At 61.0% G+C, this 26,785-nt stretch carries 35 protein-coding genes; 19 read left to right on the forward strand and 16 right to left on the reverse strand.

Annotated features, from left to right (window positions below; genetic code table 11):
* Positions 1-33: 33 nt before the first annotated feature.
* Positions 34-1,017: an omptin family outer membrane protease gene (locus VE26_RS13335; protein WP_084620461.1), complete on the reverse strand. Its 984-nt coding sequence runs from the start codon at positions 1,015-1,017 to the stop codon at positions 34-36.
* Between the two features lie 57 nt (positions 1,018-1,074).
* On the opposite strand from VE26_RS13335, the gene VE26_RS13340 reads away from it, so the two are divergent.
* From VE26_RS13340 to VE26_RS18265, 3 genes are all read left to right on the forward strand, one after another.
* A complete protein-coding gene (locus tag VE26_RS13340; protein WP_244465703.1) occupies positions 1,075-2,049 on the forward strand; it encodes a tyrosine recombinase XerC in 975 nt (324 codons plus the stop codon).
* A gap of 77 nt (positions 2,050-2,126) precedes the next feature.
* A complete protein-coding gene (locus VE26_RS13345) occupies positions 2,127-3,068 on the forward strand; it encodes a DMT family transporter (RefSeq protein ID WP_046105691.1) in 942 nt (313 codons plus the stop codon).
* Between the two features lie 136 nt (positions 3,069-3,204).
* Positions 3,205-4,326 (forward strand): hypothetical protein, encoded by a 1,122-nt coding sequence (locus VE26_RS18265; RefSeq protein WP_052715918.1) that lies wholly within the window; start codon positions 3,205-3,207, stop codon positions 4,324-4,326.
* A 93-nt stretch (positions 4,327-4,419) separates the two neighbouring features.
* On the opposite strand, the gene VE26_RS13355 is transcribed toward VE26_RS18265, so the two are convergent.
* The 5 genes from VE26_RS13355 to sdhC form a co-directional block, all read right to left on the reverse strand.
* Complete coding sequence (locus VE26_RS13355) at positions 4,420-5,202, reverse strand: succinate dehydrogenase iron-sulfur subunit (protein WP_046105692.1); 783 nt, start codon at positions 5,200-5,202, stop codon at positions 4,420-4,422.
* 90 nt (positions 5,203-5,292) lie between these two features.
* Positions 5,293-5,580: a hypothetical protein gene (locus VE26_RS13360; protein ID WP_046105693.1), complete on the reverse strand. Its 288-nt coding sequence runs from the start codon at positions 5,578-5,580 to the stop codon at positions 5,293-5,295.
* Positions 5,580-7,391, reverse strand: coding sequence for a succinate dehydrogenase flavoprotein subunit (sdhA, locus tag VE26_RS13365; RefSeq protein ID WP_046105694.1), 1,812 nt, complete (start codon positions 7,389-7,391; stop codon positions 5,580-5,582). Before sdhA ends, VE26_RS13360 begins: the two co-directional genes overlap by 1 nt.
* 5 nt (positions 7,392-7,396) lie before the next feature.
* On the reverse strand, positions 7,397-7,774 hold the full coding sequence (gene sdhD, locus VE26_RS13370) for a succinate dehydrogenase, hydrophobic membrane anchor protein (protein WP_046105695.1): 378 nt from the start codon (positions 7,772-7,774) through the stop codon (positions 7,397-7,399).
* A gap of 16 nt (positions 7,775-7,790) precedes the next feature.
* Entirely contained in the window at positions 7,791-8,177 is a 387-nt protein-coding gene (gene sdhC / locus VE26_RS13375; RefSeq protein ID WP_046106355.1) for a succinate dehydrogenase, cytochrome b556 subunit, read from the reverse strand.
* 217 nt (positions 8,178-8,394) lie between these two features.
* Between sdhC and VE26_RS13380 the strand changes: the two genes are divergently transcribed.
* The 5 genes from VE26_RS13380 to VE26_RS13400 are packed head-to-tail and all read left to right on the forward strand — an operon-like array spanning position 8,395 to position 10,596.
* Positions 8,395-8,979: an NUDIX domain-containing protein gene (locus VE26_RS13380; protein ID WP_046105696.1), complete on the forward strand. Its 585-nt coding sequence runs from the start codon at positions 8,395-8,397 to the stop codon at positions 8,977-8,979.
* 57 nt (positions 8,980-9,036) lie between these two features.
* Complete coding sequence (locus tag VE26_RS13385; protein WP_046105697.1) at positions 9,037-9,360, forward strand: ArsR/SmtB family transcription factor; 324 nt, start codon at positions 9,037-9,039, stop codon at positions 9,358-9,360.
* Positions 9,357-9,767 (forward strand): DUF1801 domain-containing protein, encoded by a 411-nt coding sequence (locus VE26_RS13390; RefSeq protein ID WP_046105698.1) that lies wholly within the window; start codon positions 9,357-9,359, stop codon positions 9,765-9,767. The genes VE26_RS13385 and VE26_RS13390 overlap by 4 nt, the downstream gene beginning before the upstream one ends.
* 11 nt (positions 9,768-9,778) lie before the next feature.
* Positions 9,779-10,177, forward strand: coding sequence for a DUF1801 domain-containing protein (locus VE26_RS13395; RefSeq protein WP_046105699.1), 399 nt, complete (start codon positions 9,779-9,781; stop codon positions 10,175-10,177).
* A complete protein-coding gene (locus VE26_RS13400) occupies positions 10,174-10,596 on the forward strand; it encodes an SRPBCC family protein (RefSeq protein ID WP_046105700.1) in 423 nt (140 codons plus the stop codon). The genes VE26_RS13395 and VE26_RS13400 overlap by 4 nt, the downstream gene beginning before the upstream one ends.
* Before the next feature lie 12 nt (positions 10,597-10,608).
* Here VE26_RS13400 and VE26_RS13405 read toward each other — a convergent pair whose 3' ends face one another.
* The 3 genes from VE26_RS13405 to VE26_RS13415 all read right to left on the reverse strand — a co-directional run bounded on the left by VE26_RS13405 (position 10,609) and on the right by VE26_RS13415 (position 12,586).
* Positions 10,609-11,166, reverse strand: coding sequence for an HNH endonuclease (locus tag VE26_RS13405; RefSeq protein WP_046105701.1), 558 nt, complete (start codon positions 11,164-11,166; stop codon positions 10,609-10,611).
* Between the two features lie 89 nt (positions 11,167-11,255).
* Positions 11,256-11,915 (reverse strand): alpha/beta hydrolase, encoded by a 660-nt coding sequence (locus tag VE26_RS13410; protein ID WP_046105702.1) that lies wholly within the window; start codon positions 11,913-11,915, stop codon positions 11,256-11,258.
* Complete coding sequence (locus VE26_RS13415; RefSeq protein ID WP_244465704.1) at positions 11,912-12,586, reverse strand: DNA-3-methyladenine glycosylase family protein; 675 nt, start codon at positions 12,584-12,586, stop codon at positions 11,912-11,914. The genes VE26_RS13410 and VE26_RS13415 overlap by 4 nt, the downstream gene beginning before the upstream one ends.
* 21 nt (positions 12,587-12,607) lie before the next feature.
* On the opposite strand from VE26_RS13415, the gene gluQRS reads away from it, so the two are divergent.
* Positions 12,608-13,453 (forward strand): tRNA glutamyl-Q(34) synthetase GluQRS, encoded by an 846-nt coding sequence (gluQRS, locus tag VE26_RS13420; protein WP_046105703.1) that lies wholly within the window; start codon positions 12,608-12,610, stop codon positions 13,451-13,453.
* Here the strand turns inward: gluQRS and VE26_RS13425 are convergent.
* The gene (locus tag VE26_RS13425; protein WP_152658850.1) at positions 13,450-14,394 is read right to left on the reverse strand and encodes an NAD-dependent epimerase/dehydratase family protein; all 945 of its coding nucleotides are present in this window, start codon (positions 14,392-14,394) and stop codon (positions 13,450-13,452) included. The genes gluQRS and VE26_RS13425 overlap by 4 nt on opposite strands.
* Positions 14,395-14,481: 87 nt before the next feature.
* Between VE26_RS13425 and VE26_RS13430 the strand changes: the two genes are divergently transcribed.
* The 7 genes from VE26_RS13430 to VE26_RS13460 all read left to right on the forward strand — a co-directional run bounded on the left by VE26_RS13430 (position 14,482) and on the right by VE26_RS13460 (position 19,371).
* On the forward strand, positions 14,482-15,396 hold the full coding sequence (locus VE26_RS13430) for a LysR family transcriptional regulator (RefSeq protein WP_046105705.1): 915 nt from the start codon (positions 14,482-14,484) through the stop codon (positions 15,394-15,396).
* Between the two features lie 7 nt (positions 15,397-15,403).
* The gene (locus tag VE26_RS13435) at positions 15,404-15,607 is read left to right on the forward strand and encodes a twin transmembrane helix small protein (protein WP_046105706.1); all 204 of its coding nucleotides are present in this window, start codon (positions 15,404-15,406) and stop codon (positions 15,605-15,607) included.
* 7 nt (positions 15,608-15,614) lie between these two features.
* Positions 15,615-16,211: a cob(I)yrinic acid a,c-diamide adenosyltransferase gene (locus VE26_RS13440; RefSeq protein WP_046105707.1), complete on the forward strand. Its 597-nt coding sequence runs from the start codon at positions 15,615-15,617 to the stop codon at positions 16,209-16,211.
* Positions 16,169-16,921 carry a rhomboid family intramembrane serine protease gene (locus VE26_RS13445; protein ID WP_200897251.1) on the forward strand — a complete coding sequence of 251 codons (753 nt, stop codon included), beginning with the start codon at positions 16,169-16,171 and terminating at the stop codon, positions 16,919-16,921. The genes VE26_RS13440 and VE26_RS13445 overlap by 43 nt, the downstream gene beginning before the upstream one ends.
* A gap of 89 nt (positions 16,922-17,010) precedes the next feature.
* Positions 17,011-17,193: a hypothetical protein gene (locus tag VE26_RS13450; RefSeq protein ID WP_046105708.1), complete on the forward strand. Its 183-nt coding sequence runs from the start codon at positions 17,011-17,013 to the stop codon at positions 17,191-17,193.
* Positions 17,194-17,308: 115 nt separating this feature from the next.
* Positions 17,309-18,403 (forward strand): histidinol-phosphate transaminase, encoded by a 1,095-nt coding sequence (hisC, locus tag VE26_RS13455; protein WP_046106358.1) that lies wholly within the window; start codon positions 17,309-17,311, stop codon positions 18,401-18,403.
* On the forward strand, positions 18,400-19,371 hold the full coding sequence (locus VE26_RS13460; RefSeq protein WP_046105709.1) for a prephenate/arogenate dehydrogenase family protein: 972 nt from the start codon (positions 18,400-18,402) through the stop codon (positions 19,369-19,371). The genes hisC and VE26_RS13460 overlap by 4 nt, the downstream gene beginning before the upstream one ends.
* 9 nt (positions 19,372-19,380) lie before the next feature.
* On the opposite strand, the gene VE26_RS13465 is transcribed toward VE26_RS13460, so the two are convergent.
* Positions 19,381-20,352, reverse strand: coding sequence for a DUF2125 domain-containing protein (locus VE26_RS13465; RefSeq protein WP_152658851.1), 972 nt, complete (start codon positions 20,350-20,352; stop codon positions 19,381-19,383).
* Between the two features lie 138 nt (positions 20,353-20,490).
* Between VE26_RS13465 and VE26_RS13470 the strand changes: the two genes are divergently transcribed.
* The gene (locus VE26_RS13470) at positions 20,491-21,039 is read left to right on the forward strand and encodes a gamma-glutamylcyclotransferase (protein WP_046105711.1); all 549 of its coding nucleotides are present in this window, start codon (positions 20,491-20,493) and stop codon (positions 21,037-21,039) included.
* Here VE26_RS13470 and VE26_RS13475 read toward each other — a convergent pair.
* The 4 genes from VE26_RS13475 to ftsE all read right to left on the reverse strand — a co-directional run bounded on the left by VE26_RS13475 (position 21,027) and on the right by ftsE (position 23,934).
* Entirely contained in the window at positions 21,027-21,374 is a 348-nt protein-coding gene (locus VE26_RS13475; RefSeq protein WP_152658852.1) for a hypothetical protein, read from the reverse strand. The genes VE26_RS13470 and VE26_RS13475 overlap by 13 nt on opposite strands.
* A 114-nt stretch (positions 21,375-21,488) precedes the next feature.
* Positions 21,489-22,301 (reverse strand): lysophospholipid acyltransferase family protein, encoded by an 813-nt coding sequence (locus VE26_RS13480; RefSeq protein ID WP_046105713.1) that lies wholly within the window; start codon positions 22,299-22,301, stop codon positions 21,489-21,491.
* A gap of 48 nt (positions 22,302-22,349) precedes the next feature.
* Entirely contained in the window at positions 22,350-23,279 is a 930-nt protein-coding gene (locus tag VE26_RS13485) for a cell division protein FtsX (protein WP_046105714.1), read from the reverse strand.
* Entirely contained in the window at positions 23,272-23,934 is a 663-nt protein-coding gene (gene ftsE / locus VE26_RS13490) for a cell division ATP-binding protein FtsE (RefSeq protein ID WP_046105715.1), read from the reverse strand. Before ftsE ends, VE26_RS13485 begins: the two co-directional genes overlap by 8 nt.
* Before the next feature lie 201 nt (positions 23,935-24,135).
* Between ftsE and VE26_RS13495 the strand changes: the two genes are divergently transcribed.
* Positions 24,136-25,053, forward strand: coding sequence for a DUF3426 domain-containing protein (locus tag VE26_RS13495; RefSeq protein WP_046105716.1), 918 nt, complete (start codon positions 24,136-24,138; stop codon positions 25,051-25,053).
* 9 nt (positions 25,054-25,062) lie between these two features.
* Positions 25,063-25,470, forward strand: coding sequence for a response regulator (locus tag VE26_RS13500; RefSeq protein WP_046105717.1), 408 nt, complete (start codon positions 25,063-25,065; stop codon positions 25,468-25,470).
* Here the strand turns inward: VE26_RS13500 and lysA are convergent, their stop codons facing one another.
* The gene (lysA, locus tag VE26_RS13505; RefSeq protein ID WP_046105718.1) at positions 25,471-26,730 is read right to left on the reverse strand and encodes a diaminopimelate decarboxylase; all 1,260 of its coding nucleotides are present in this window, start codon (positions 26,728-26,730) and stop codon (positions 25,471-25,473) included. It abuts the gene before it with no gap.
* Positions 26,731-26,785: the final 55 nt, after the last annotated feature.

Below are 26,785 nucleotides of genomic sequence, written 5' to 3' on the forward strand. Positions count from 1 at the left end.
AACCGGCGCAAGTGATTCCTGTATGGATGGGGCCTAGAACTGCCCCTTCAGCCCAACGGTGAGATCCAGCGACCGAAGGGCGGCGCCGGCCAGGTCGCTTCCGCTGAGATAAGCGAGGCCGGTATTGGTGTTGATATAGTCAGCCTGACCGCGCATCTGGAAATGATGATCGTAGCGGGCTGCTACGAACAACTCGGCCATTCGTCCCAGTTTCATGCCGGCATCCACCCCGAGGGTGACGGTGGGCGAAAGATTGAACCGATCCTCCACCCGCAGGTTACGCATCCAGTGATTGTCCGTCGATGTCCCGTTGACGGTCAGGCCCCCTCGCAAAAGCCCGCCGACCCGGAAATCGCCATAGCGCTCCTCGCCATCGACCCCGACAAACACCTCCGGCAGGCGCTGGCGATAGGCAATGGCCGGCTCACCATCGGGGAAACTGCCGATATCGTTACGAAACCCGTTTTGACTGTAGATGTAGGATCCCCCGAACGAGGACCAGGACACGTCGGTATATTTGAAGCCACCATGCAGCCGGACATTGGCATCGGGCAGTCGCGCGAGATCATATCCAAGGGCAAATTCGCCGGACAGGTAATGGTCGAGCCGCGTATCGGGATGTTGCGAGCGATCCGTCCAATCGTCGAAATTGTTCGTTGAGACCAGCCAGTCGTAGTCTTCCATATAGCTCATGCCATGGCCGGCAACACTGCCACCCGCACTGATACTAAGGCCATTGCCGAGCGCGATGTCGATGCTGCCCCGCATCACCGGCGCCTTGCTCTGCCAGATGAGCTGGCTGAGCGTGCGGTCGCCATTGAACACATATTCATCGCCCTGGATGAATATCGCCCCGAGGCCCGCGCGCAGTTTCACGCTTTCGGTGCTGTAGCTATAGGTGTCAGGTTGGTCAAAGGTGACGCTTTGCGCGAAATCGCCCGACCAGGTCCAGTCCGCTGCAGATGTAGGGACTGACATGAGGGCAATAAGGGCAAGTCCCCGGACAGCAATACGCATGACAAACACCTCCAGTGAACAACTTGTCCAACGGCAGGGGTTAAGGTGGGGTTTACCATGCCTCTTACGCCGAATTTTACCATGCTGGATCAGGATGGCGGCATGACCGACAGTGCATTTGCCACCGATGACTTCGTGCGTGAACGCCTTTCCGCCTGGTCGCGGGAGATGGGGGCTGTAAAGCGGCTCGCGCCCCGGACGATCGAGGCCTATAGCCGCGACATCAGCCAGTTCATGAGTTTTCTGGCGGGACATATGGGTGGGCCGGTCACCTTGAAGTCGCTTCGGGAATTGCGTGGTGCAGATATCCGCGCCTTCATGGCCCAAAGACGCAGCGAGAGCCTGGGGTCCCGCTCGCTGGCCCGCGTGCTCTCTGCCATGAAGAGTTTCTTCGGCTTTCTCGAACGCGAAGGCACGTTGAGCACCGAGGCGCTCAATGTCATTCGCACCCCGAAAATCCCACGATCCCTGCCCAAGGCCCTGACCGTTCTCGAGGCGCGCCAGACGATCGCCACGACGCAGGAAATGGAGGAGAGGCCATGGGTCGCAGCTCGGGACATGGCCGTCATTTCGCTCTGCTATGGCGCCGGGCTGCGTATATCCGAAGCCCTGGCCCTCACCCGCTCCGACCTCGAAACCGACATCCTGCGGGTGACGGGCAAGGGTGGACGGACGCGCATGGTGCCGCTGATTGCTCCCGTGCGCGCCGCGATCGAGACTTATCTTGGCCTTGCGCCGTTCAAACTTTGGCCGGAAGAACCCTTGTTTCGCGGCGTTCGCGGCGGGGTCCTGTCTCCCCGGCTCATCCAGTTGCGCATGGCGCAGCTGCGCTCAGCGCTCGGGCTGCCGCCCTCCGCAACGCCTCATGCCCTGCGACACTCCTTCGCGACCCATCTTTTGGGGCAGGGCGGCGATCTGCGTTCCATCCAGGAATTGCTGGGGCATGCCAGCCTTTCCACGACCCAGATCTACACCGCCGTTGATACCGAACGCCTGCTCGATTCCTACGCCAAGGCCCATCCCCGCGGATAGGGCTGGACGGATCGGCGCCATTCCGGCTTTTGCCGGCGGGATCGAGCGTCTATTGCTGAGCCGAAGGATCTCGGTTCATGCACCCGCCCCAAAGTTCAGACTCCGCCTCGGCCATCGACATGGTCGGTTATGGCCTCGCCGTCGGTGGGGCCGCATTATTTTCGACCAAGGGCATCTTCATTAAACTGGCTTTCGCCGAGGGCGTGTCCACCGAGGCGACGCTTGCCCTGCGCATGCTGGTAGCGCTGCCGGTCTACCTGGTGATCCTGCTCAGCCTGCTGCGCCGTAATCCGCAAGCGCGCAGCCTGCTGACGCCGACGCGGCTCCTGGCCTCCATGGCCGTCGGTATCCTTGGCTACTACCTTTCCAGCTATCTCGACTTCGCCGGACTGGCCTTCGTCTCGGCGCAATATGAGCGGTTGGTCCTTTTTACCTATCCCTTCTTCGTTTTGCTCTTTGGCGTCTGGTTCTTTGGCGACGCCATGAACTGGCGCCTCGTTCCGCCCATGGGCATTACCTATTCGGGCCTGCTGGTAATCTTCGCCTGGAACCTCGCCGTCCAACCAGAGGGACTGCTGATCGGCACGAGCCTTGTCCTGGGCTCGGCCGTGACTTTTGCGTTCTACCAGCACCTGGCTCGTCGCCAGATGCTCATTATCGGCGCCGGTCTGTTCACCTGTGTCGGCATGTCCACGGCCGCCGTTCTGGCGATCGGCCAGAGCCTATTTGTGGATGGTGTGGACACCTATATCGAGTTCAGTCCCTACGTCTGGTTCCTGGGACTGATGCTGGGCATTTTTGGCACCGTGCTACCCTCCTTCCTGCTCAATGCCGGCATTGCCCGCATCGGCGCCCGGGCCACCTCGTCCACGGCTTCATTCGGACCGATTGTCACCATCATCCTGGCAGTCTTTGTACTGGGCGAGGACTTTACCTTCTTCCACGCCATCGGCACGGGCCTCGTCCTTCTGGGCTCCTCGCTCTTTGCCCGCATCGAAAATCGTACCCGGAAAGCATGATTGCGTCTGGCTGATGCCAGCGTGCCCCAATCAGGCTATAAAGCTTTGGCAGGCAATCGTGGTCGAGTCCTCGCATATTAAGTAAAGCACGGCTCGACCCGGACGAACCTGCAGCCGACAGTCGGAGGGACAATCCATGATCATCAAGAACAAGCGTCTGAGCTGCGCTGCGCTGGCATTGACCCTCATGACCGGACTGGCCTTTCCCAGCCTGGCGCAGGACCAGAGCGAGATCGATTTCGGCGACGATAGTTCCGAATGGGCCAATGATGGCGAATGCGACGATCCCCGCTTCGAGGGCAGCGCCATGGCCGTCGAACTCGAAGACGTCGATATCGGGCGTGACGCGACCGATTGCCGAGCGGCATTCGAGGCCGGCGATATCACCCTCGTCGACCCCGCCGCAGATCCAGCCGCTGAAATCGACTTCGGCGACGACAGCTCCGAATGGGCCAATGACCAGGAATGCGACGATCCTCGTTTCGCGGGACCGGGAATGGCGACACCGCTCGACGAGGAAAATGTCCTGCGCGACGCAACGGATTGCCGAAATGCCTTTGCCGACGGCGAAATCTGGCTGGCTGACGATGCCGGCGACGTGGCAGGCGGCGAGGAAACGACCTCGCCGACGGAAAACGGACCTGCAGCCGCCTGGCTAGATATGATCGCAAGCCGCATCGACTTCGGCGACGATAGCGGTGCCTGGCCAAATGATGGCGAATGCGATGATCCAGACTTTGTTGGCCCGGGCGCCAATCCCAAGCCCAGCGACGACAATCGGATGGCCGATGCCAGCGATTGCCGTGCGGCATTCCTGGCCGGCACGGTCAGCCTGAAATCCGCCCTTGCCGATCAACCGACTACAGCGTTCGATTACGGCGACGACACATCGTCATGGGCCAATGACGGGGAATGCGACGACTGGCGTTTTACCGGCGAAGCCATGGCCAAGAAGCTCTCCTATGAAGATGTGTCCGCCGACGCCACCGATTGCCGTACGCTCGAGGAGCAGGGACTGGTCTCGATCAAGCCGGTCTTTATGCCAGAATATGCGCTTGGCGCCCCCTACGACGCGTCGGGAATCGATTTCGGCGATGATTCATCTTCTTATGCGCATGATGACCAATGCGATGATCCGCGCTTCGAAGGTCCGGGCACGGCCTATACCTTGCTCGATGGCGACCGCATGGCCGATGCCACCGATTGCCGCGCTGCCTTTGAGGCTGGCACGATCGACCTGCGGGCCAGCGAACGCTGAACGAGTTGGATAGAAATGAAAAACGGCGGGGACAGACCCGCCGTTTTTTTCTTTGCTTGGCAGAAGTGACCTGCTGGAGCGGCAGGCCTGACGTCAGGCCGCCTTGCGCTCCACCATCATCTTCTTGATCTGGGCGATGGCCTTTGCCGGATTGAGACCCTTCGGGCAGACCTGTGCACAATTCATGATCGTGTGGCAGCGATAGAGCTTGAACGGATCTTCCAGGTTCTCCAGGCGCTCGGCCGTCGTTTCATCGCGACTATCGATCAGCCAGCGATAGGCCTGCAGCAACGCTGCCGGGCCAAGATACTTTTCGCCGTTCCACCAATAGGACGGGCAGGACGTCGAGCAGCAGGCGCACAGGATGCACTCATAGAGCCCATCGAGCTTGGCGCGGTTTTCGATCGACTGCGTCCATTCCTTTTCAGGCGTGGGCGATGTCGTCTTGAGCCAGGGCTCAATGGCGCGATGCTGCGCGTAAAAGTTGGAGAGGTCCGGGACAAGATCTTTGACCACGGGCATATGCGGCAGGGGATAAATCTTGATCGCCCCCGAGGAGTCATCCATGCCCTTGGTGCAGGCCAGGGTATTCAGCCCGTTGATGTTCATCGAGCACGATCCGCAAATGCCTTCACGGCAGGAGCGTCGCAGCGTCAGCGTCGGATCGATATTGTTCTTGATGAACAGCAGCGCGTCCAAAATCATCGGACCGCAATTGTCCAGGTCGACGAAATAGGTGTCGATGCGCGGATTGTCTGCGGTATCGGGATCATAGCGGTAGATATGGAATTCGCGCAGGCGCGTCGCCCCGGCAGGCTTGGGCCAGGTCTTGCCCTTTTGTGGCTGATCGGCCTTGCGCAGCGTCAGTTCGGCCATTTTCGCTCTTTCCTTCTCAACAAGCCGGGGCCGGCTCAGGAATTTCGTCTCATCTCCAGGTCATTGCCGCAAAGCAGGCACCTGGTGGTCTCAATAATTCGGCTTACAGATCTGGTTCGATTTCGCCACATAGGCATTGTAGGCCTGATAGTCCGCAGCGGCCGGCGAGCCACCTTTCATCGAGGCGATCACTACGCCCATGAACCGCTCGTCGATCAGGCTCATCGCTGCGTCGGCCTTGCACGCGCACAGCGCTTCATCCTGCGAAATGCCGACGCAGACCCGATAGAATTCTTCGTTTTGCGCTGCACTCGGAGGGCCCGCGAGGACGGGGACCGAAAGCGTCAGAAGGGCCAGCAGGGCGAAAGCGCGACGCATCAGTAAACGCGCGCCTTGGGCGCGATCTTCTTGAGATCGATGCCGCCCTGGTCCTGGGGGGTCAGCGGATCGGTGATAACCGGGCGATAGCCCAGCCGCACGTCACCGTTGTCGACATTGACATGGGCCAGAGTGTGCTTGCGCCATTCGACGTCATCGCGGTTGGGGAAATCTTCATGCGCATGGGCGCCGCGGCTTTCGTGGCGTGCTTCCGCCGAGACGACCGTGGCGATGGCGCAGGTCATGAGATTTTCGAGTTCCAGCGTTTCCACCAGGTCGGAATTCCAGATCAGCGAGCGGTCCGAAACCTTCACATCCGGCAGGCGCCGGTAGATTTCGCCCATGGCGTCCGCGCCGTTCTTGAGCGATTCGGAGGTGCGGAACACGGCCGCGTCGGCCTGCATGGTGCGCTGCATCTCGTCGCGCAGCTTGGCCGTCGGCTGGCTGCCATTGGCATTGCGCAGGCGATCGAAGCGCGCCAGGATTTTTTCATCCTGCGCCCTATTGATGCCAGGCACTGGGGCTGCCTTGTCCAGCACCTTGCCGGCACGCAGTGCGGCGGCGCGACCGAAGACGACGAGGTCGGTCAGCGAATTCGAGCCGAGCCGGTTCGCCCCATGCACGGACGCACAGGCCGCCTCGCCCACGGCCATCAGTCCTGGCACGATCCGGTTGGGATCTTCGGTAGTCGGGTTCAGCACCTCGCCGTGATAGTTCGCAGGAATGCCGCCCATATTGTAGTGCACTGTCGGCAGCACCGGGATCGGCTCGCGCGTCAGGTCGACGCCGGCAAAGATCTTGGCGCTCTCGGTAATGCCGGGCAGGCGCTCATGCAGCACCTTGGGATCAAGATGATCGAGGTGGAGATAGATGTGGTCCTTCTTCGGACCCACGCCCCTGCCCTCGCGTATTTCAAGCGTCATGCAGCGACTGACGACGTCGCGAGACGCCAGATCCTTGGCATTGGGTGCATAGCGCTCCATGAAGCGCTCGCCTTCCGAATTGGTAAGATACCCGCCCTCGCCGCGCGCGCCTTCAGTGATGAGCACGCCGGCGCCATAGATGCCGGTGGGATGGAACTGCACGAATTCCATGTCCTGCAGCGGCAGGCCGGCCCGCGCCACCATGCCGTTGCCGTCGCCGGTACAGGTGTGGGCCGAGGTGGCCGAGAAATAGGAGCGACCATAGCCGCCCGTCGCCAGCACCACCATCTTGGCGCGGAAGCGATGCAGCGTGCCGTCATCGAGCTTCCAGGCGATCACGCCCTGGCATTCGCCATTCTCGCCCATAATCAGGTCGAGCGCGAAATACTCGATGAAGAACTGGGCGTCGTTCTTGACCGACTGGCCGTAAAGCGTGTGGAGAATCGCGTGGCCAGTGCGGTCAGCTGCCGCACAGGTGCGCTGCACCGGCGGACCATCGCCGAATTCGGTCATGTGGCCGCCGAAAGGGCGCTGGTAGATCTTGCCATCCTGCGTGCGGCTGAACGGCACGCCGTAGTGCTCGAGCTCATAAATGGCAGCGGGAGCCTCACGCGCCAGATATTCCATGGCGTCGTTGTCGCCAAGCCAGTCCGACCCCTTGACGGTGTCGTACATGTGCCATTGCCAGCTGTCAGGGCCCATGTTCTGAAGGCTTGCCGCAATGCCGCCCTGCGCCGCCACGGTATGTGAACGGGTGGGAAACACTTTGGTGATACAGGCCGTGTTGAAGCCCTGCTCGGCCATGCCCAGCGTGGCGCGAAGGCCCGCGCCGCCAGCACCCACCACCACCACGTCGAATTCGTGGTCGATCAGTTCGTAAGTGCTCATGACGCTTAACCCCAGAAAACGATTTTGCCGACGGCGGCGATACCGGCCAGTGCGACGAAGAGACAGAACAATGTGTTGAGCATCATCGTGAGGCTGAACATGCGGCCGTGCACGTAATCTTCGAGCGTGTCGCGCATGCCGTTGCGCATATGCACGGCAACGATGGCGATCAGCACCATGAGCGGCACCCCGATCCAGACATTGCCGACAATGGACACGAGGTCGGTCCGATCCTGGCCGGCCAGACGGACAACCAGAAACAGCAGCAGTCCGAGGAACGCGATATTGACGAGACCGGTGACACGCTGCGTGATGAAATGCCGGGTCGAGGCCGGGCCATTGCCGTAGCGGCTGCGCGGATTGGCGATTGCGTCTTTGTTCATTCCTGTCTCACCCATTTCAGGCAACCCACACGAATACAGTCCAAATGAGGATGGTGATGAGCACAGAACCAGCGAGTGTGGCCCAGGCCATCGCCTCGCGCTGGCCGGGCTCCATCATGACGGCGAAGTCCCAAACCCAGTGACGAAGGCCACCCAGCATGTGATGCACCAGGCTCCAGGTGAAGCCGAACAGCACGATCTGGCCAAACCAGCTGCCGTAGATGTAATTGACCGAGGTCAGCGCGTCCTGCCCTGCGGCGGCCGCCACCAGCCAGATCACGAACAGCGCCATGCCGGCATAATTGGCAATGCCGGTCGCACGATGAACGATCGACATGGCCATGGTGATGGTCCAGCGATAGATCTGCAAATGTGGTGAAGTGGGTCGGGCTCTGACGGTCATGGGACGTTCCGGGGCCTTGGGCATACGCCCAGTTTGGAATGGTTCGAGGTTTCTAGCGCCCAATGCTTACCAAATCAAAGCCCCCAAGCGGCCACAAAGGTAAACTTTCGGCGCATTGCGCACTTTGTTCGCATAGCGAACAGCCTGTTCGGACTGCGTTTTACCTCTGCATCGACAGACTCTTTCGTTTGGACGTCGCCACGGCTAAAGCATGGTAATGAGCGACCGTATCACCATTGTTTCCCGCACCCTGCTCGTCAAAAAATGGGGCAACCTCACCAATTTCAGCCTGGATTATCGGCGTCGTGATGGCCAGATCCAAAGGTTGGAACGCGAGGTCTACGACCACGGGAGCGCGGCAGCTCTCCTTTTGTTCGATCCGGACCGGGACACTGTCCTGTTGGTGCGTCAATTCCGGCTGCCCGTTTATCTCAACGGTGACGATCCTGATCTGTTGGAAGTCTGCGCCGGCCTTCTTGATGGCGAAAGCGCTGAGGTCGCGGCAGCCCGGGAAGCGCTGGAAGAAACAGGGCATGCCCCGCATTCGCTCCTTCATGTTTGCGATTGCTATGCCAGCCCAGGCTCCCTCACGGAAAAAGTTGCCCTCTTCATCGGCCGATATGATGCCGGAACCCTCCGCGATGCCGGCGGGGGCCTTGTGGAGGAAGGCGAGGAGATCGAGATTGTTGAACTGGCCCTGACCGAAGCCCTTAGCATGATTGGTGATGGCCGCATCCTCGATGCCAAGACCATCATCCTGCTTCAGCATCTGGCGCTTTCGCAACGAATGACCAGAGCTTGACTAACCCATAGCTGCCTGGCTATTAATTACCCATAGCCGGACAGCTATGGGTTTCACATGCATCTTTCGCCTGATCCTTTGTTTCGCGCCCTTGCCGACCCCACGCGCCGCGCGCTGTTCGAGCGCCTTTGCCGTGAGGGGGAACACAGCGTAAGCGCGCTGACGCTTGGCTCTGGGGTGTCCCAGCCCGTCGTCTCCAAGCATCTAGCCGTTCTCAAGCAGGCCGGTCTCGTGATCGATCGATCCTCTGGTCGGCAGAACCGCTATCGCGCCGATCTTGCCGCTCTCGCCCCACTTAAAAACTGGGCCGAGGATATGAGCAATTTCTGGGAGCAGCGCATGGACGATCTCGACGACCTGCTAAAACGGATGGACCAATGAACGTACAGACGTCAGTTCTCTTGTCTGGTGGCAATCCCCAGATTGCCAAGGGCTATGGACAAGAGCCGATCAACGCCTACATCGCTGCCATGCCCGGCTGGAAAAGCGCCGTCGGGCAGCAGATCGATGCCATCGTCTCTCGCGAGGTGCCGGGCGTGGTCAAAGCCGTCAAATGGAATTCGCCCTTTTACGGCATGCAGCAGGACGTCTGGTTCCTCAACGTCCACTGCTTCAATCAATACGTTAAGATCACCTTCTTCCAGGGCGCTTCGCTGAATCCGGTGCCACCGGGCAAATCCAAATATCCCGCCGTGCGCCACATCAATATCCGTGAAGGCGACGCCTACGAAACCCAACTTGCCCTTTGGGTGCAGCAGGCCGCTGTCCTGCCCGGCGAAAAGCTATAGGAGGCAGCGCGATGCCCAAGGCCACCGCCCATCTCGACCAGTCAGGCGCTCCTGCCATGATCGACCAGCGGATTGCCGAACTCAGCGGCTGGCGCGGCGAAACCCTGGCCCATATCCGGAAGCTGATCCTGTCAGCCGATGCCGCCATCGTCGAAGAGTTCAAATGGAACCAGCCGGTCTGGTCGCTTCAGGGCATCATCTGCACGGGCGAGGCCTATAAGGCAGCAATCAAAACCACATTTCCCAAGGGGGCGTCGCTCGAAGATCCTGCCGGCCTTTTCAATTCGAGCCTCGAAGGCAATGTACGTCGCGCCATTGATTTCCGGGAAGGAGAGGGCTTCGACGAAACCGCCTTTATCGGCCTGATCCGCGCCGCCATCGCCCTCAATGCAGCCGGAAAAACCAAATGAACGATACCCGATTGCGTAGTGTTAAGATCGAGCGCGATTTCGCCCATGCACCTGAAAAACTCTGGCTCGCTCTCACCCAGCCGCACCTGATCGCCGACTGGCTGATGCAGAACGACTTTGTCCCCAGCCTCGGCCACGCCTTCCAGTTGCGCGGCGACTGGGGCGGCGTTCTCGATTGCGAGGTCATCGCCATCGAACCCGAAAGAACGCTCTCCTATACGTGGAACTTTGCCAGCGACGATCCCGCCTATGCCCTGACGAGTATCGTCACTTTCACATTGACGCCCACCGATACCGGCACGCATCTGCGTGTCGAGCAATCGGGTTTCAAGCCCGAGCAGAAGCAGGCTTTCGGCGGCGCTCACGCAGGCTGGAAAGGCTTTCTGGCCAAGCTGGACACCGTCCTTGCGGGATTTTGAACCCAGACACGACTAGGGCTCCAGTTCGATGTCCCAATAGAGATAGTCGAGCCAGCTCTGGTGCAGATGGTTAGGCGGGAAGCTCCGCCCATTATTGTGCAGATCATAGACGGTGGGAGCATACGGCGCCTGGTGCGGGAACATCTTGATCTCGCTGGGCAACCGATTGGCCTTGCGCAGATTGCAGGGCGCACAGGCCGCCACCACGTTTTCCCAAGTCGTCAGACCACCTTTGGAGCGGGGAATGACATGGTCGAAGGTCAGGTCATGCGGTGACCCGCAATACTGGCACTGAAATTTGTCCCGCAGGAAGACGTTGAAGCGGGTGAAGGCAGGATGTCGCGCCGGTTTGACATAATCCTTGAGCGCCACCACGCTGGGCAGCCGCATCTCGAAGCTGGGGGAACGGATCACCGTCTCGTAATTTGAAACGATGTTCACGCGATCCAGGCAAACCGCCTTTATTGCATCCTGCCAAGACCACAACGAGAGCGGATAATAGCTGAGCGGCCGAAAATCGGCGTTCAGCACCAAGGCGGGACAGGTCTCAGGCGACACATGTATGGTCACTTGAGTCTCCCGAAACGGGAATCGCGTAAGTCCATAGCCCCTTTATACTAAGCCCTTTGTGTCGAGCGTGTGAAGCGGGCAGAAGAGCCTTATTTTTGGATGAGGCCGCTAATGAAGTCGGTCGCAAAGGCGAGTCCGTCTGGCGCGATCCCGTGCCCCACGCCCGGGCTACTGTAGTAGGACACATCAAACCCCGCCTCGGACAGTTCGTCCCTGGCCTGGGCGCTGAGGTTCGGATCGACCACATCGTCGCGGTCACCATGAACCAGGCAGATGGGCGGCCGAGCCAGATCGGGCCCCAGCAGTCCCTCGGGCGGTACAAAGGCGCTGGAAAACGCGATCACGCCCATCAATTGCTCGGCCCTGGGCAGGGACGCTCCGGCGTGAAGCGCCATCATCGCACCCTGGCTGAAGCCGGACAGCAGGGTGCGATTGGGCAGGATGCCGGTCTGGCTCCAAAGGTCATGCAGGAAGTCGACCACGATCGAGCGCGCCTCGACCACACCGGTCTGACGGCTGGCAACCCGGTCGCCGGACCAGTCGATGGCAAACCACTGAAATCCACCCATGCCCAGGCTCTGGGGCGCATTCGGCGCTACGAAGAGGGCGCCCGGGAGAAGGCCTTGCCAATGGGGCGCAAGCGCGATCAGGTCATGCCCGTCGCTGCCGTAACCGTGCAGCAGCACCACCGCGGCATCGGCTTGGCCGCCATTGGCGGGGGCGAGCATGGGTCCGGAAAGCTTGGTCATAGGAGGCTGGATTCCCTGTTCTTCAGCGCCGCGAAATATCGCCAGAACAACAGGGCCGCTGCCGAACGATGCGGCGACCAATGCTGAGCGATGCCGATCATCTCCTTGATGGTGGGCCGGGCGTCAAGGCCGAGCCCTTGGTGAACCGCCTTGAGCAGGGCCAAATCGCCAGCAGGGAAGATGTCGGGATGCCCCGCGCAGAACAACAGGTAGACCTCGGCCGTCCAGGGTCCGACGCCCTTGAGCGCCACGAGCCTTGCAATGGCCTGCTCGGCGGGCAAGCCGTCCACTTCGCTAAAGTTCAACTCGCCCGCGACCACGGCTTCGGCAACAGCCCTTAAGGACAGGAACTTACCACGGGAAAAACCCGCGCCGCGTACGCGCTCTTCGCTGAGCAACAGATAGGTCTGCGGCTCCAGGGCTCCCGGCAGAGCCTCGAAGCGGGACCAGATCGCAGCCGCGCTCTGGACCGACAATTGCTGCCCGCAGATCACCTTGGCCATGCCGGCAAAATGCTTGGGATTGATCCGTGGCTGCACCTGCCCCACTTCGGACCACACCGCCTGCAGGGCAGGAGCCTGCCGGGTCAAGGCATCCAGATGCCAGGCGACGCCATCCGGATCATCGATCCGCGGTGTCGTTTCACCTGTCAGAATGCTATGTGCACTCAAGTTCCAACCCCAGAAACAGCCATGTCCCCGCCTCGTCTCCGTTTCGCTCCAAGCCCCAATGGCTATCTTCACCTGGGACACGCGCTATCCGCGCTGGTCACCTGGGATGCTGCCTATAAACTTGGAGGCACCGCCAGTTTGCGCATAGAGGACATCGACCTGGCCCGGTGTAAACCCGGTTTTACCGAGGCCATCGTGGAGGACCTGCATTGGTTGGGGCTAACTTGGCCGGAGCCGGTTCTGCTCCAGTCCGACAGGTTCGAGCTTTACGCGGACGCGGCAAACAGCCTGCGGTCGGCGGACCTGCTCTATCCGTGCTTCTGCACCCGCACCCAGATCAGCGAAACAGCCACGGCCACCGATCCTGACGGTGCACCGCTCTATCCGGGCACTTGCCGCCATCTCTCCAATGCCGAGCGGATCGAACGTCTGGAACGCGGCGATCCGGTGCAGTTCCGGCTCGACACTGAGGCGGCGCAGCGCCGCACGGGCATGCTGACTTATACCCGGATTGGACCCAGCATCCTCGACCGGCCGCAAATCCGCTATGCCCGGCCCGAGTGGTGGGGCGACGTAGTGGTCCAGCGCAAGGATGTTCCCACATCTTATCACCTGAGCGTAGTGGTGGACGATGCCGCCCAAGGGATTAGTCATGTGACGCGCGGCCGGGATCTCGAGGCGGCGACGGACATTCACGTACTGCTGCAAATGCTGCTCGGCCTGCCCACGCCCCTCTATCATTTCCACCGTCTTTTAAAGGATGACGCCGGAGAAAAACTCTCCAAGTCGCGTGGCTCGGTCAGCCTGCGCGACTATAGGGCCAAGGGCTGGACACCCGAGGATGTCCGCCGCGCCGTCGGGTTCTAGGCGGCCCGTCGGGCCTCGATGATATCGCTCACCGTTATCGCCACGGCCGTCTCCAGATCGGTGGCAAATCCGTCGCCCAAGAGCGCGTCCAGCCGGGGATCGACCAGCGCCATTTCATGGGTCCAGAGATAGCGCATGTCGCAGAGATCGCGCAGAACCGGGTTGACGACACCCATGAGCCGCAGCATCCACCACGGAAACGGACCGATCCTGCCCTTTTGACCAACGTGCCGCGCGATGGCCGTCATGATTTCGCCATGGGTGACAAAATGCCCGGCGAAATGAAAGGTCTCGAAGTTTGCAAAGGTCCTGCGCGCCTCGGCGAGGCGAACCATGGCCCGGGCCAGGTCAGGCAGATAGGCCCAGGCATGGTGCAGGCCGAGCTCACCCAGGTGATAGAGGCGCCCCTTGGCGTGGTTCATGAGGATGGCCTCGCCGAACCACCCCATCGTGGTCCCAGACCCGAAGAAATCCCCCGCCCGCAGGATGATCGCCTGAATGTCGTCTCGAGCGGCATCCGCGAGCATCGTCTCAAGGCGGATGCGGATAGCGCCACGTTCTGTTTCGGCGCTTTGCCGAAGCGTAGGCGGGATGATCCTGTCACTGGCGCGATAATTGTAGATCGTGCCAGGATAGAGCACTGTCTTGCCGCTGCCGACCAAGGCATCGAGGACCGTTTGCAGCTGCCCTTCCGCCCGACCATCGCCCCAAAGATCGTATCGCAGGTGCAGGCCATTGACCACGACATCGGCGTGCGCCGTTGCCGCCCTGACCACATCGACATCATCGGCATTGCCAGCCACAAAGCGCGTCCCCGCGACCGGTTTTCTATTGGCTCGTCCCAGACCCGTGACATCCCAGCCTGCATCGCGAAATGCAATCATGGCAGCGTGCCCGAGATGACCATTGCACCCCAGAATTGTGACTCTGGCATCGCCCATCGAAACCTCCTGAACTTGTTCACGAGGAAGATGATCGATACGCTCTTCAATACCTATTGGCAGATTTCAGGGGCCAGACATTCATAAATGAATAGAGAGCCACATTGGGCCCTTTGGCGGAGTTTCGCGGCAGTGGTCGAGCAGGGCTCACTATCTGGCGCAGCACGAACAATCGGTTTGAGTCAGCCCACGATCGGCCGGCATATTGAAACCCTTGAGGCCGATCTCGGACTCGCTCTATTCGAACGCAGCCTGACGGGGCTGAAGCCCAATGCTGCCGCGCTGCGGCTTTATGAGCCGGTGAAGAAGGCGCGCTCAAGCCTGGCCGAGGCGACAATTCTTGCCGAAGGCGCACAGCACGAGGAAGTGGGGACTGTGCGCATCACGGCAAGCGTGATGATGTCAAACTATACGTTGCCACTCATCCTTACTGATATCCGGAGGCTTTACCCCCAGATCGCCATCGAAATCATCCCTTCCGATTCGGCCGAAAACCTGCTGATGCGGGAAGCCGACATCGCCATTCGCATGTTCAGGCCGACCCAACTGGAACTGGTGACCCGGTTTCTTGGCAATATTCCGCTTGTCGCAATTGCCCACCAGAGCTACCTCGAGCGGCGGGGCATGCCGCAGGGCATTTCGGATCTGTGGACCCACGACCTTATCGGCTTTGATCGCTCGGACGCCATGATCCGCCATGCCCAAACTCTGGGTTTCGATCTGTCCCGGGATAATTTCATCCTGAGGTCGGATGATCAGGCCCATCTGTGGGAACTCATCCGTGCTGGTCTCGGCATCGGTTTTGGACAGCTCAATCTCGCCCGCCGGACCGAGGGCCTGGTCGTCCTTCCGATCGACATGCAGATAAAGCCGTTGCCGGTCTGGCTGACCACGCACAGGGAATTGTTCACGTCCCATCGCATCCGTGCCATTTATGACGCAGTGGCAGCCGGCCTCGATGCCTATATCAATGGGGCAACCGCGTCGTCATCACCCCGTTGAGGCAGATATGGAAACGCTTCTCAATATCGGCATCGCCCTGGCGCTGCTTTTCGTCGTCATCGTGCTGGGCATGGGCCTTTGGAACATGCTCAAGGGCGGGCCAGGCAATACCAGCCAGCGCCTGATGCGCCTGCGCGTCATCGGCCAGGCCGTAGCACTGGCACTGCTCTTGGGCGCCCTGTTCCTCTTCGGCGGCAATCGGCCGGTCTGAACGCATCATGGTCAAGCTCAACAAGATCTATACCCGCACCGGCGACCAGGGCACGACCGGGCTCGTTCGCGGTCCGCGTCGCACCAAGCATGATCTGCGGATCGAAAGCTATGGCACCGTCGAGGAAGCCAACGCCTTTGTTGGCCAGGCCCGCCTGGCTGCGGCTGCGCTCCCTGAAATCGATGCGGTGCTGCTGCGCATCCAGAACGATCTCTTCGATGTGGGATCGGACCTCGCAACGCCCGGCCGCGATGCCGCTGACGCGGAATACCCAAGCCTGCGTATCCGGGCAGTACAGACCGACTGGCTCGAAAGCCAGATCGATCGCTTCAACGCCGACCTCGCCCCGCTCAATAGCTTTATCCTTCCCGGCGGCACCCCGCTGTCCACCGCCCTTCACATCGCCCGCACGATTGTGCGCCGTGCCGAAAGGCTTGTTTCTGCGCTTCTCGAAGCCGAGCCCGAAACCAGTGCGGAAACCCTGCGCTATCTCAACAGGCTGTCGGACTTGCTCTTCGTCCTGTGCCGAACGGCAAACGACAATGGGGTTTCCGATGTTCTTTGGGTACCGGGCAATTTCGGAGACGTCGCCAAACCCGACTGATCGCCTGCCCATCCCGGAGACGGCCCCTGTTCCTGCCGCTGCACGATAGCAATCCCATTCGTCATGTCGATTTTCCCATCGTCAATTATGGGCTGATCGGCCTGACCATTCTCGTCTTCCTCATCCAATCGAGCCTGCCGCCCAGCGGGTTCGACCAGGCGGCGATCAATTTCGGCATGATTCCCATCGTCGTGCGCGACCTTTATCCGCAGCCACTGCCCTGGCTTCCGGACTGGGCGACGCTGGTTACCTATGCATTTCTTCATGCCGATTGGCTGCATCTTTTGACCAATATGCTGTTTCTCTGGGTGTTCGGCGACAACATCGAAGATGCCTTGGGGCACATAAAATACTTTGTATTCTACCTCACCTGCGCCGCCGCCGCGGCGGGCCTGCATCTCCTGTTCAACCTTTCCGGCAATGGCCCGCTCATTGGTGCATCAGGGGCAGTGGCGGGCGTCATGGGTGCCTACGTCCTGCTCTACCCACATGCGCGCGTTTTCGTACTCGCCCGCATTGTCTGGTTTATCCCCCTGCCCGTCCCGGCTTTCTGGATGCTGGGCTTCTGGATCGCCTCGCAATTTTTCTACGTGCTGGTAGGTGCCGACGATGGTGTGGCGTGGTGGGCCCATATTGGCGGCTTCATCGCCGGCCTGGTTCTGGCACCGCTCCTGCGCCGACCCGGCGTGCGCCTGTTCGCCGGCCGCTGAGCCTTTGACCATAAATACCAGATCGAAACGCAAGCCTTTGTTTACGGACGAAACTTAGGATTACGCCCGTACGATCAAGGATCACGATCTTGGATATCGATCTCTCCATGCAGATGCTGGCCGCGCGCACTGCCGCGACGAGCAATTCCCTGCAGGTCGCGATCGTGAAGAAATCCCACGAGATGCAGACCGAACTGCTCGAGACGCTGATGCAGACTGCATTGAGCGCCCCCCCTCCCGGCCAAGGCACCAAGGTCGATAAGCTGGCGTGAGCCCTGTACGCAGGCAAGGCGGGATCCACGTGCTCCCACCCAATAGAAGTTTTGCCTTTGACCGGCGCATTCACTATGGTCCGCGCGGCTCTCCCCTGCCCAGTTGAAGTCCGCCATGTCCAGTTTCACCCGCCCGACGCCGCAACCCGGCATTCTCGAAATTGCAGCCTACATGCCGGGAAAGTCCGGTAAGCCGGGCAGCAAGGCCGTCAAGCTCTCCGCCAATGAATCCCCCCTCGGCGCCAGCCCCAAGGCTGTCGAAGCCTTTGCCAGCGCGGCCCAGCAGCTGGAGATCTATCCCGAAGGCTCGTCCCGTCTGTTGCGCGAGGCGCTTGGCGAGGTTCATGGCATCGACCCGGCAAGCATCGTCTGCGGCAACGGCTCGGACGACCTGCTGCATCTTCTGGCGCAGATCTATCTTGGCGAAGGCGATGAAGCGGTGATGAACCGCTATGGCTTCTCGGTCTATCCCATCGTGACGCGGGCCGCAGGCGCGCGCATCGTTATGGTCGATGAACGCGACTATCATGCCGATGTCGACGCCTTGCTGGCAGCTGTCACCCCGCGCACAAAAGTCGTCTGGCTGGCCAATCCCAACAATCCCACCGGGACCTATCTTTCCGACGCTGAAGTGCGTCGTCTTCACGCTGGATTGCGGCCCGACATCCTGCTCGTGGTCGACAGCGCCTATGCCGAATATGTCACCGCTGCCGATTATTCCGTAGGACTGGATCTCGTGCGCCAATACGACAATGTCGTGATGGTGCGAACCTTTTCCAAGATGGGCTTGGCCGCGGCGCGCATCGGCTGGATGGTGGGACCCGATCACGTGATCGACGCCGTCCATCGCATCCGCGGACCCTTCAATGTCAACCTGCCTGCTCAGCTGGCCGGCGCTGCGGCGGTCCGCGACGTCGAATTCACCCAGCGTCTCAAGGAGCATAATGCGCGCTGGCGCGACTGGCTCACCGAGCGGCTTTCGGGCAATGCCATGCGGGCCATCCCCAGTCAGGCCAATTTCGTCATGGTGCTGTTCGAAACCGATCAGGCCGCGGCACAGGCCTTCGCGTCGCTGGCGGACGGAGGCTATATCGTACGCGAAATCGGTGCCTCCTATGGCATCCATAACGGCCTGCGCATCTCGATCGGCACCGAGGAGGCCATGCGCGCCGTGGTGGAAATCCTGAGCTCCCTGGAGCAGCGCTCATGAGTGTCCATTTCCGCAAGCTTGCCCTGATCGGCATCGGCCTGATCGGATCGTCTATCGCCTTGGCGGCGCGACGGCAGGGCCTGGTTGATGTCATTTCGATCGCCACCCGCCGCCACGACACACTCGAAGAAGCTCGCAGCCTGGGTCTGGGTGACATCTACACACTCGATGCATCTGAGGCGGTGCGCGACGCCGATCTGGTTATTCTTTGCGCACCCGTGGGTGCCTATGGCGCTCTTGCGGAAGCTATTGGCCCGGCGCTCGCCAAGGGCGCGATCCTGTCTGATGTCGGCTCAGTCAAGGAGCATGTGCTTAAGGTCGTGGGACCTCATGTCCCCGAAGGGGTGGAATTCATTCCCGGCCACCCCCTTGCGGGCACGGAGCATTCCGGCCCGTCTGCGGGTTTTGCAGAACTGTTTGCCGGCCGTTGGTGTGTTCTCACCCCCGGCCCCGAGATCTCCCCAAGCCAGACCGAAAGGCTCGCCGCCTTCTGGCGCGCAATGGGCAGCGATGTCGAATGCATGGACGCTGCGCATCACGACATGGTCCTTGCCATCACCAGCCACGTGCCGCACCTGATTGCCTATAACATCGTGGGTACGGTGGCCGATCTCGAAGCCGATACCAAGTCGGAAGTGATCAAGTTTTCCGCATCCGGTTTCCGCGATTTCACACGCATCGCTGCCTCCGACCCGGTCATGTGGCGCGACGTCTTCCTGACCAATCGCGATGCAGTGCTCGAAATGCTGGGACGGTTCAACGAGGACCTGTCGCGCCTGCAGCGGGCCGTGCGCACCGGCGACGGGCCCGCGCTCGAAGCCCTGTTTACCCGCACCCGCACCATCAGGCGCTCCATCATCAATGCCGGTCAGGAAACCGCAGCAGCCGATTTTGGTCGACCGCACGACACCCCGCCCCCCGTCGAGCCTTTGATCGTTCGCGACCATGGCGGCGGCGACGACGCCTGAACCCGGGATCTAGAAGAGCGGCTCGAGCTGGGCAATGGGCACCAGGCCCGAGGAAAGGCTTCCACCGGCAAAATTGAGCTGGTTGGCATGCCGTCCGTTTGGCCCGGGCACGCCCAGAACCAGAGTCCGCCAGGGCTCCTCGATCAGGGGGCCGATCCGTTCAGCCACACCGATGGAATCGATAGTGATCGCGCCTTCCGGATAACCCTGCGCGTCCAACGCCAACCGGCCACTGGCGCTAAGATCGGAGGTTGCGTCGCTGGCTCTCATGGCCACGAGATTGAGTGATCCGCCGGCTTGCTGCCAGTCGGGAAGGAAGGGCACCAAACCCCAATTGCGAACGTCGTCAGGTAGCCCATCGATCTCTGCCTCGATTTCCGCATTTGCGGCTTCGATGGCAATAGCGGGGGCCACGACCGCGTCGAAACGAGCAAAGAGCGCTAGCGCAGACCGACGGGCCTCTTGATTGTGGCGCTCCGCAATGTCCAGCAGATGCACTTCAACGTGTGGGCTGGACGCGATCATGCTCGTGCCAAAGAGGCTGTCGGACCAGGCGAGGTCGTCCCCCACGATCGAAAGACGCGCGATGCGCCAGTTTTCGAGGCGCATGCTGGCATTGAGATCAGTCCAGGAAATGTCCTGCCGCATGCCTGTGAACGCGTCCGAAATCTGCGCTGGGCCATTGGCCGAGGCAAGGACATGATTGGGCCTGTAGGCCATGGCGCTGGCGCGCCAAGCAGGCAGCGCGATCAGCATATCGCCCGACACCAGGGTCGCGCCCCTGCATTCCAGCTCGAAGCGAAACGGAAAGCCGCCCGTCGATAAGGTTTCGCAAGTCAACCGCGGCGCGGTTTCGCCATCCGCCAGGGCCATGATGTCAACTTGCTGGCGGATCTGCCCGGCGATGAAATACCAGGCCGCACTCCAGCCCAGAACGACGACAAGCACGATTGCGCCAAGAATGATGATTCGCTTCTTCATGGCCCCTTCATATCGCTCTGCATCCGCCGTCAGAAGCGGGTTTTCAATCTGGCGCGGCAATGCGACCAAATCGGGATGAGCAGGGGCTTTGCGGATCGCGCGCAATAGGGCAGGCTTGGGCTGATTTGGGCAGGGATCATGCAATCAGACGCAAACGACAGTTTTTGGGTTTTTGGATACGGTTCGCTGATCTGGAATCCGGGCTTTGAGTTCGTCGGTGCCCAGCCGGGCCTCTTGCACGGGGCCCATCGCGCGCTGTCCATCATTTCGCATCATTATCGGGGCACCCCCGAACGACCCGGACTGGTCTTCGGTTTGGTGCGTGGCGGATCGTGCCGAGGCATAGCGTTCGAAATCGCACCTAAGAACTGGGCCGCAACGCGCGCCTATCTGCACGCGCGGGAAATGGTGACCTCGGTTTATCGCGATGCTATGCGGCCGGTCAGCCTGGCCGATGGCCGCCGCGTTTCGGCGCTGGCCTATCTCGTGGACGAACGGCATGAGCAGTTTGCCGGGCTGTTGAGCGTCGACCAGCAGGTCGAAATGGTACGCACTGCCCATGGCAGCGCCGGACCAAACATCGATTACGTGATCAACACCGCCCGGCACCTCGAGCAATTGGGCATACGCGACCGCAGCCTCATGACCTTGGTGCGGGCCATTGTCGGGCCCGATCAGGCAGCCTGAGCCGGCAGGGTCGCAAGGGATGTGGGCATAGCTTCTTCCAGATCCCAGCTGGCGGCATGGTGATTGACCGGCGCATCGAGACGATAGACCTGGGTGGCACAATCGAGCGCAAGACGGAACCGAACCCGGCTCGACGGATCTGCCACCAGATCATCGGCCGACCCAACCCAAAGGACATGAGAGCCCTTGGCGATGACATAGAGATCGTCCGGCGTCATGGCGAAGCTGTCGAGGCCTTCGGCGAACAACCGATAATGGGCGCCCGAACGGCCTTGCCAGTCCATCGACCAACCGCTTCGTTTGCCCGCTCCGCGCGATCTCGTCTTCACCGTCATGGCACTCTCCCCAATGTCAGTGCAGAACAAATGTGGAACAGATTTGGTTTAAAGTCAACTGACATTTGCCAACACCACTAGATGTATCTCGCATAGAGACGTACAGGGCAATATCTAGTTTTTGCGTCGTGCCCGAAGCGCGGCGATTCGTTCAGCCAGCGTCGGATCGATAGGACGATCGAGCCCCCCTTCAATCGCCCGAAGCGCCAGGTCATCGGACTCGGCTTCGATCCGTGCACGCAGCTCTTCCAGAAAGGCGTCTGATGCCAGACCCGGCTCAATCGGTGGGAGAAACCGCGCTTGCGCCGTACCGGGCCAGATGATCAGGCTGTTGCGACCCCAGTAAAACCCCGAATCCAGCGCGACCGGCACAACGGGGACCTTGAGTTCGCTGTAGAGGCGGACGATGCCCTGCCGGTAATCGGGCGGAGCCAGCGGTGCCCGGCGCGTCCCCTCGGGATAGATGACGATACGGCAGCCGCGCTCGATGGCGGCGCGGGCCTGTGAGATCATTTCGGGAATGGCGGTAGCGCCCTTCCGACGGTCGATCTCGATGCAGTCGAGCGATCGGGCGGCCCAGCCGAAGAACGGGATGCGCATCAATTCCTTTTTGGCGATATAGGCGGGCCGACCGGTATGGGGAAAGATCGCGAAGATGTCCCAGTCCGACTGATGCTTGGAGGCAATGATGCAGCCTCCCGGGGGGATATTGTGTTCTCCTTCGACCTGCGTGCGCACCCCGGTCAGGACGCGCAGCAGGATGATGTTGGACCAGCACCAATAGCGGGCAATAGCCCAGCCAAAGGGGGTGCGGCCGGCAATGATGCCGACGATACCGGCCATCACGGCCAGAATGATGGTCTGGCCAATGAAGACTACATAGAAAATCGCCGTGCGAATGGCCTGAACTGCAGTCTTGAATGGCATTGGCGCCCCCGGGCTCCGCTCTTTGCTATCGACCCGGCACCGATAAGGTCACGAGGCCTCGGTGAGATAACGCCGGACCGTGACCCGCGAGGTGACGGCGGTCAACACCGCAATCACAGGCACGACCAGCGCGATACCCACCATGCCGTCCCAGCCCAGGAGGAAGCGCCCGAAAAGCACGCCGACCTGAGCGGTGGCTTCGCTGGGCAAGACATTGCCCGCCGCTGCGCCGATGAGCGCGAAGAACAGCATAGCCAGAACCGCACCCAAAAGCCCGCCCTGCATTCCGATTGAGAGAAACCGGCCTTGGAATTCTCCGGCGATGAAACGGTTCGACGCCCCGATGAAATGCAGCACGTCGACGATTTCGCGGTTCGAGGCCATAGCACCCCGCGTTGCGAACACGATGGCCAGCACGGTCGCCACACCGATGAGACTAAGCACCAGCAGCCCCGACAGCACCACCGTCCCGGCCATGGTATTGAGTTGCTGACGCCAGGCGGCATGAGTATCAAGGCTTGCCCCGCGCACGGCCTGCAGATTGCGCTGCAATTGCTCCACATCGGCTTCCAGCGGGTCGGCAAGCTGAACCACGACCAGCCGTGGAATAGCGATGGCGGAGAGATCAAGGCCCGCCCCCAGCCATGGCTCGAGCAGGGCCTGGCTTTCCTCGAGCGTCAGGGCTCTTGCCCCCGCAACGCCGGGCGTCGACTGGGCCAGCGAAACGGCGGTGCGCAGATTGCTGTCCATTACCTCCCCCTCGACGGGACGGATCTGGATGGTCAGTTCGCGGCCCACATCGGCCGACCATGCGATCGCCGATTTCTGCACCAGCATGACCCCGCCCAAAGTGACCGCCGAGAGAAAGGCCATGATGGTGACGAGCAGGAGCAACGTGCGGCCGGCCACGCTCTTTTCGGGCACGATGGGTGCAGCACCCGTGCGGCGGATCAGACGGGAAAGCACCTGTCTAATCATGGATGGTCAGCTCCCCTTTGTTGAGCACCATGCGCGGATAGGAGAACCGGTCCAGCAGCGGCAATTCGTGCGTGGCCAGGATGATTGTGGTCCCGAGCGTCCGATTGAGTTCGGCGAAAAGATGTACGAGGCGGCTGGACAGATCGGGATCGACATTGCCGGTGGGCTCGTCCGCCAGCAGCACTTTGGGCCGGGCGATGACGGCGCGGGCGATTGCGGCACGCTGCTTTTCACCCCCGGACAGCAAAGTCGGCAGCGCATGCATGCGCTCGCCCAGCCCCACCCATTCGAGAAGCTCGGTGACATTGGGACGGTATTCGCTCTCCGGTTGGCCCAGGACACGTAGCGGCAGCGCCACGTTCTCGAATGTGGTCAGATGGTCGAGCAGACGAAATTCCTGGAACACGATGCCGATATGGCGCCGCATCTGCAGCATGCGGTCATGGTCGAGATTGCCGACGTCCTCGCCGAACATCGTGACGCGGCCGCGACTGGGCTTGAGCGCGAGCAGGAGCAAGCGCAGCAGGCTGGTCTTGCCCGATCCCGAAGGACCGGTCAGGAAATGGAACGAGCCGGGGTCAATGGCAAAAGTCAGATCCTTGAGGATTTCCGGACCATTGCCATAGCGCAGCCCGACATCGGAAAACTCGATCAAAAAGTCTGCTCCCCATTTGGTCCGGCACCATAAAAGCGGCGAATCACCTTGGCCGCATCATAGCAGCGGTGATGCCGTCCTGCGGCATGGGCTAGCCTTTGCACCGTGGAAAGCGGCACAATTTTGATCAGGCCCGGGTTTGAGGAGTTTTAACCCGCCGGGACTAGGGTCCCTCATGCACCGGACAGCACCAAGCGCTTGATGATCATTACCTGCCCGCATTGCCAGACCAAGTACCAGGTGACCTACGATGCCATAGGCTCGGCCGGTCGCAAGGTGCAATGCGCCCAATGCCATCGGGCCTGGGATCAGGCGCCTATGCCTGAAAAGGCTCCACTGGGCACCCCTCATGATGCCGAATCCGATCGGCTCTTTGCCGCCATCAACGAAGATGCTCTGGACGAAGCCTTGCTGAGCGAGGAACGCGACGTGCAGGCCGAAAAGGCGAGCATTGGGCCTGACATTCCATCGGAGGAAGAGGCTGGTCTGGCCGCTGCAAGCCCAACCACTGCGCGCCCTTTGCCCGACGCCGCCACGCTGCGCAAGCGGCAGGCCGACTTTACCCGCCGGCACAGCGCCATGATCTCCCGCCTGCCTCTCGCCCGCCTGCGACGCGCATCACGGGCCGCAGGTCTGGTCATGCTCGTTCTCATGCTGGCAGGCGCCTATATGGGGCGCGTGCAGCTGGTCGAGCGCTATCCTGACCTTGCCGGCATCTACGAGGCCATCGGCCTCCCGGTGAACGTCATAGGGCTGGACTTTTCCAATCTGGAAAGCGTGCGCACCCTTTCTGGCGGCAGCGAAGTGCTGATGGTCTCGGCGCAAATAATCGGGCTTAACAGTAAGCCGATGCCGGTGCCGCCAATCCTTGTCAGCCTGCTCGATGCGCAGGGTGAGCCCGTCTATGAATGGAGCGTAGCGTCCCGGGCCGGGGACCTGATGGCCGGTGAACGTGCAACCTTTGATACCCGCCTGTCGTTGCCGCCAAGTGAGGCGGCGCGGGTGCGGCTGAGTTTTGCCGGCAGCAGCGGCGTTCACGCCGAACGCACCGACCCGGCCAGTCATGAAGCGGCCAGCGAGCACACATCCGCGCCGGCCCCGACCCAAGAACACCATTAGGAAAAGTCCATGGCCCGCATCCTTGTCGCTGAAGATGATCCTTCGGTCCGTGCCTTCGTCGTGAGCGCGCTGACGATGAAGGGCCACGACGTCATTGCCGAAGAGGATGGGGGCCTTGCCGCCGAAACGGCAGATGCCGAGGACGGCCGATTTGACCTGCTCTTGTCCGACATCAAGATGCCGGTCATGGACGGCATCGCGCTGGCTCTGCACGTGGGGGCACGCTATCCCGAACTCACCATCCTGCTGATGACCGGCTTTGCTGACCAGCGCGAACGCGCCCATGGACTCGACGCATTGATCTACGACGTCATTCCAAAGCCATTCACCTTGGCCGATCTGCTTGCCAAGGTTGAAGATGCCCTCGTCGGAAAGCCGGTTGAAGTGGTGCCGTTGTCCCGGCAGGCCCTACAATAATCAGAGCCAGTCGGGCACGCTGTCCAGTGCGATGAGGTCTTCAACCGACTTGCGCGGCCGGATGGCGTGCCAGCGTGACCCATCCACCAGTATTTCGGGGATGAGCGGACGGGAATTATAGGTCGAGGCCATCACCGCGCCATAGGCACCAGCACTGATCACCGCCAGAAGGTCTCCCTCCTTGACCCCGGGAATGGTGCGGCCTTGCGCCAGGTAATCGCCGGTTTCGCAGACCGGACCGACAATATCGCCGGTGATGGGCGGCAGGTTGGACTGGTTCACCAGTTCGATGTCGTGGTGGGCTTCATAGAGCGTGGGACGGATAAGATCGTTCATCGCGGCGTCCACGATGATGAAATTGCTCGTCCCCTCCTTCACATATTCGACCTTGGTTACGAGGATGCCGGCATTGCCCACAAGCAGCCGACCTGGTTCGATCACCAGCGAACAGCCCAATTGCCCCACCTTGTCGCGCACCACGGCGGCATAGGCATCCGGATGCGGGGGCGCCTCCTGGTCATGATGATAGGGAATGCCCAGCCCCCCGCCCACATCGACATGGCTGATCCTGTGGCCATCGGCCCGCAGCGCCGCGACCAGTTCAGCCATCAGCGTAAAGGCATTGCCGAACGGCTCGAGATCGGTGATCTGGCTGCCAATATGCATGTCCACGCCCACCGCCTCGATATTGGGTAGCGCGGCGATACGCCGATAGACCTCAAGCGCGCGCTTGTAGGAAATGCCGAACTTGTTCTCGCTCTTGCCGGTCGAGATCTTTGCGTGGGTGCGCGCGTCGACATCGGGGTTGATACGGACCGACACCCGCGCCGTAACACCCATATCGGCGGCGACCATGGAGAGCCGCTCAAGCTCGGGCTCGCTTTCCACGTTGAAGCACTTGATGCCGACTTCAAGCCCGCGCCGCATTTCGGCAATGGTCTTGCCGACGCCAGAAAAGACGATTTTTTCCGCGGGGATACCGGCCGATAAAGCCCGTTCAAGCTCACCGCCGGAGACGACGTCAGCCCCGCAGCCCTCAGACGCCATGAGCTTGAGCACCGCCTGGTTGGAATTGGCCTTCATGGCATAGGCCACCAGCGTCGGAATCCCCTCGAAGGCTGCCTTCACGACGCGCACATGCCGACGCAGCGTCGCGCTGGAATAGACATAGAACGGCGTGCCGACTTCGCTTGCGAGATCGTTGAGATTGACGTCTTCGGCAAAAAGAGTGCCGTCACGATGCTGGAAATGGTGGACCAAGGCGCGTTTTCCTGGTTGCGGCCCTTGTTGGACCTCACCCTGAACATGTCGAATT

The organism is Devosia chinhatensis, assembly GCF_000969445.1.
In the GTDB taxonomy this organism is placed as follows: Bacteria; Pseudomonadota; Alphaproteobacteria; order Rhizobiales; family Devosiaceae; genus Devosia; species Devosia chinhatensis.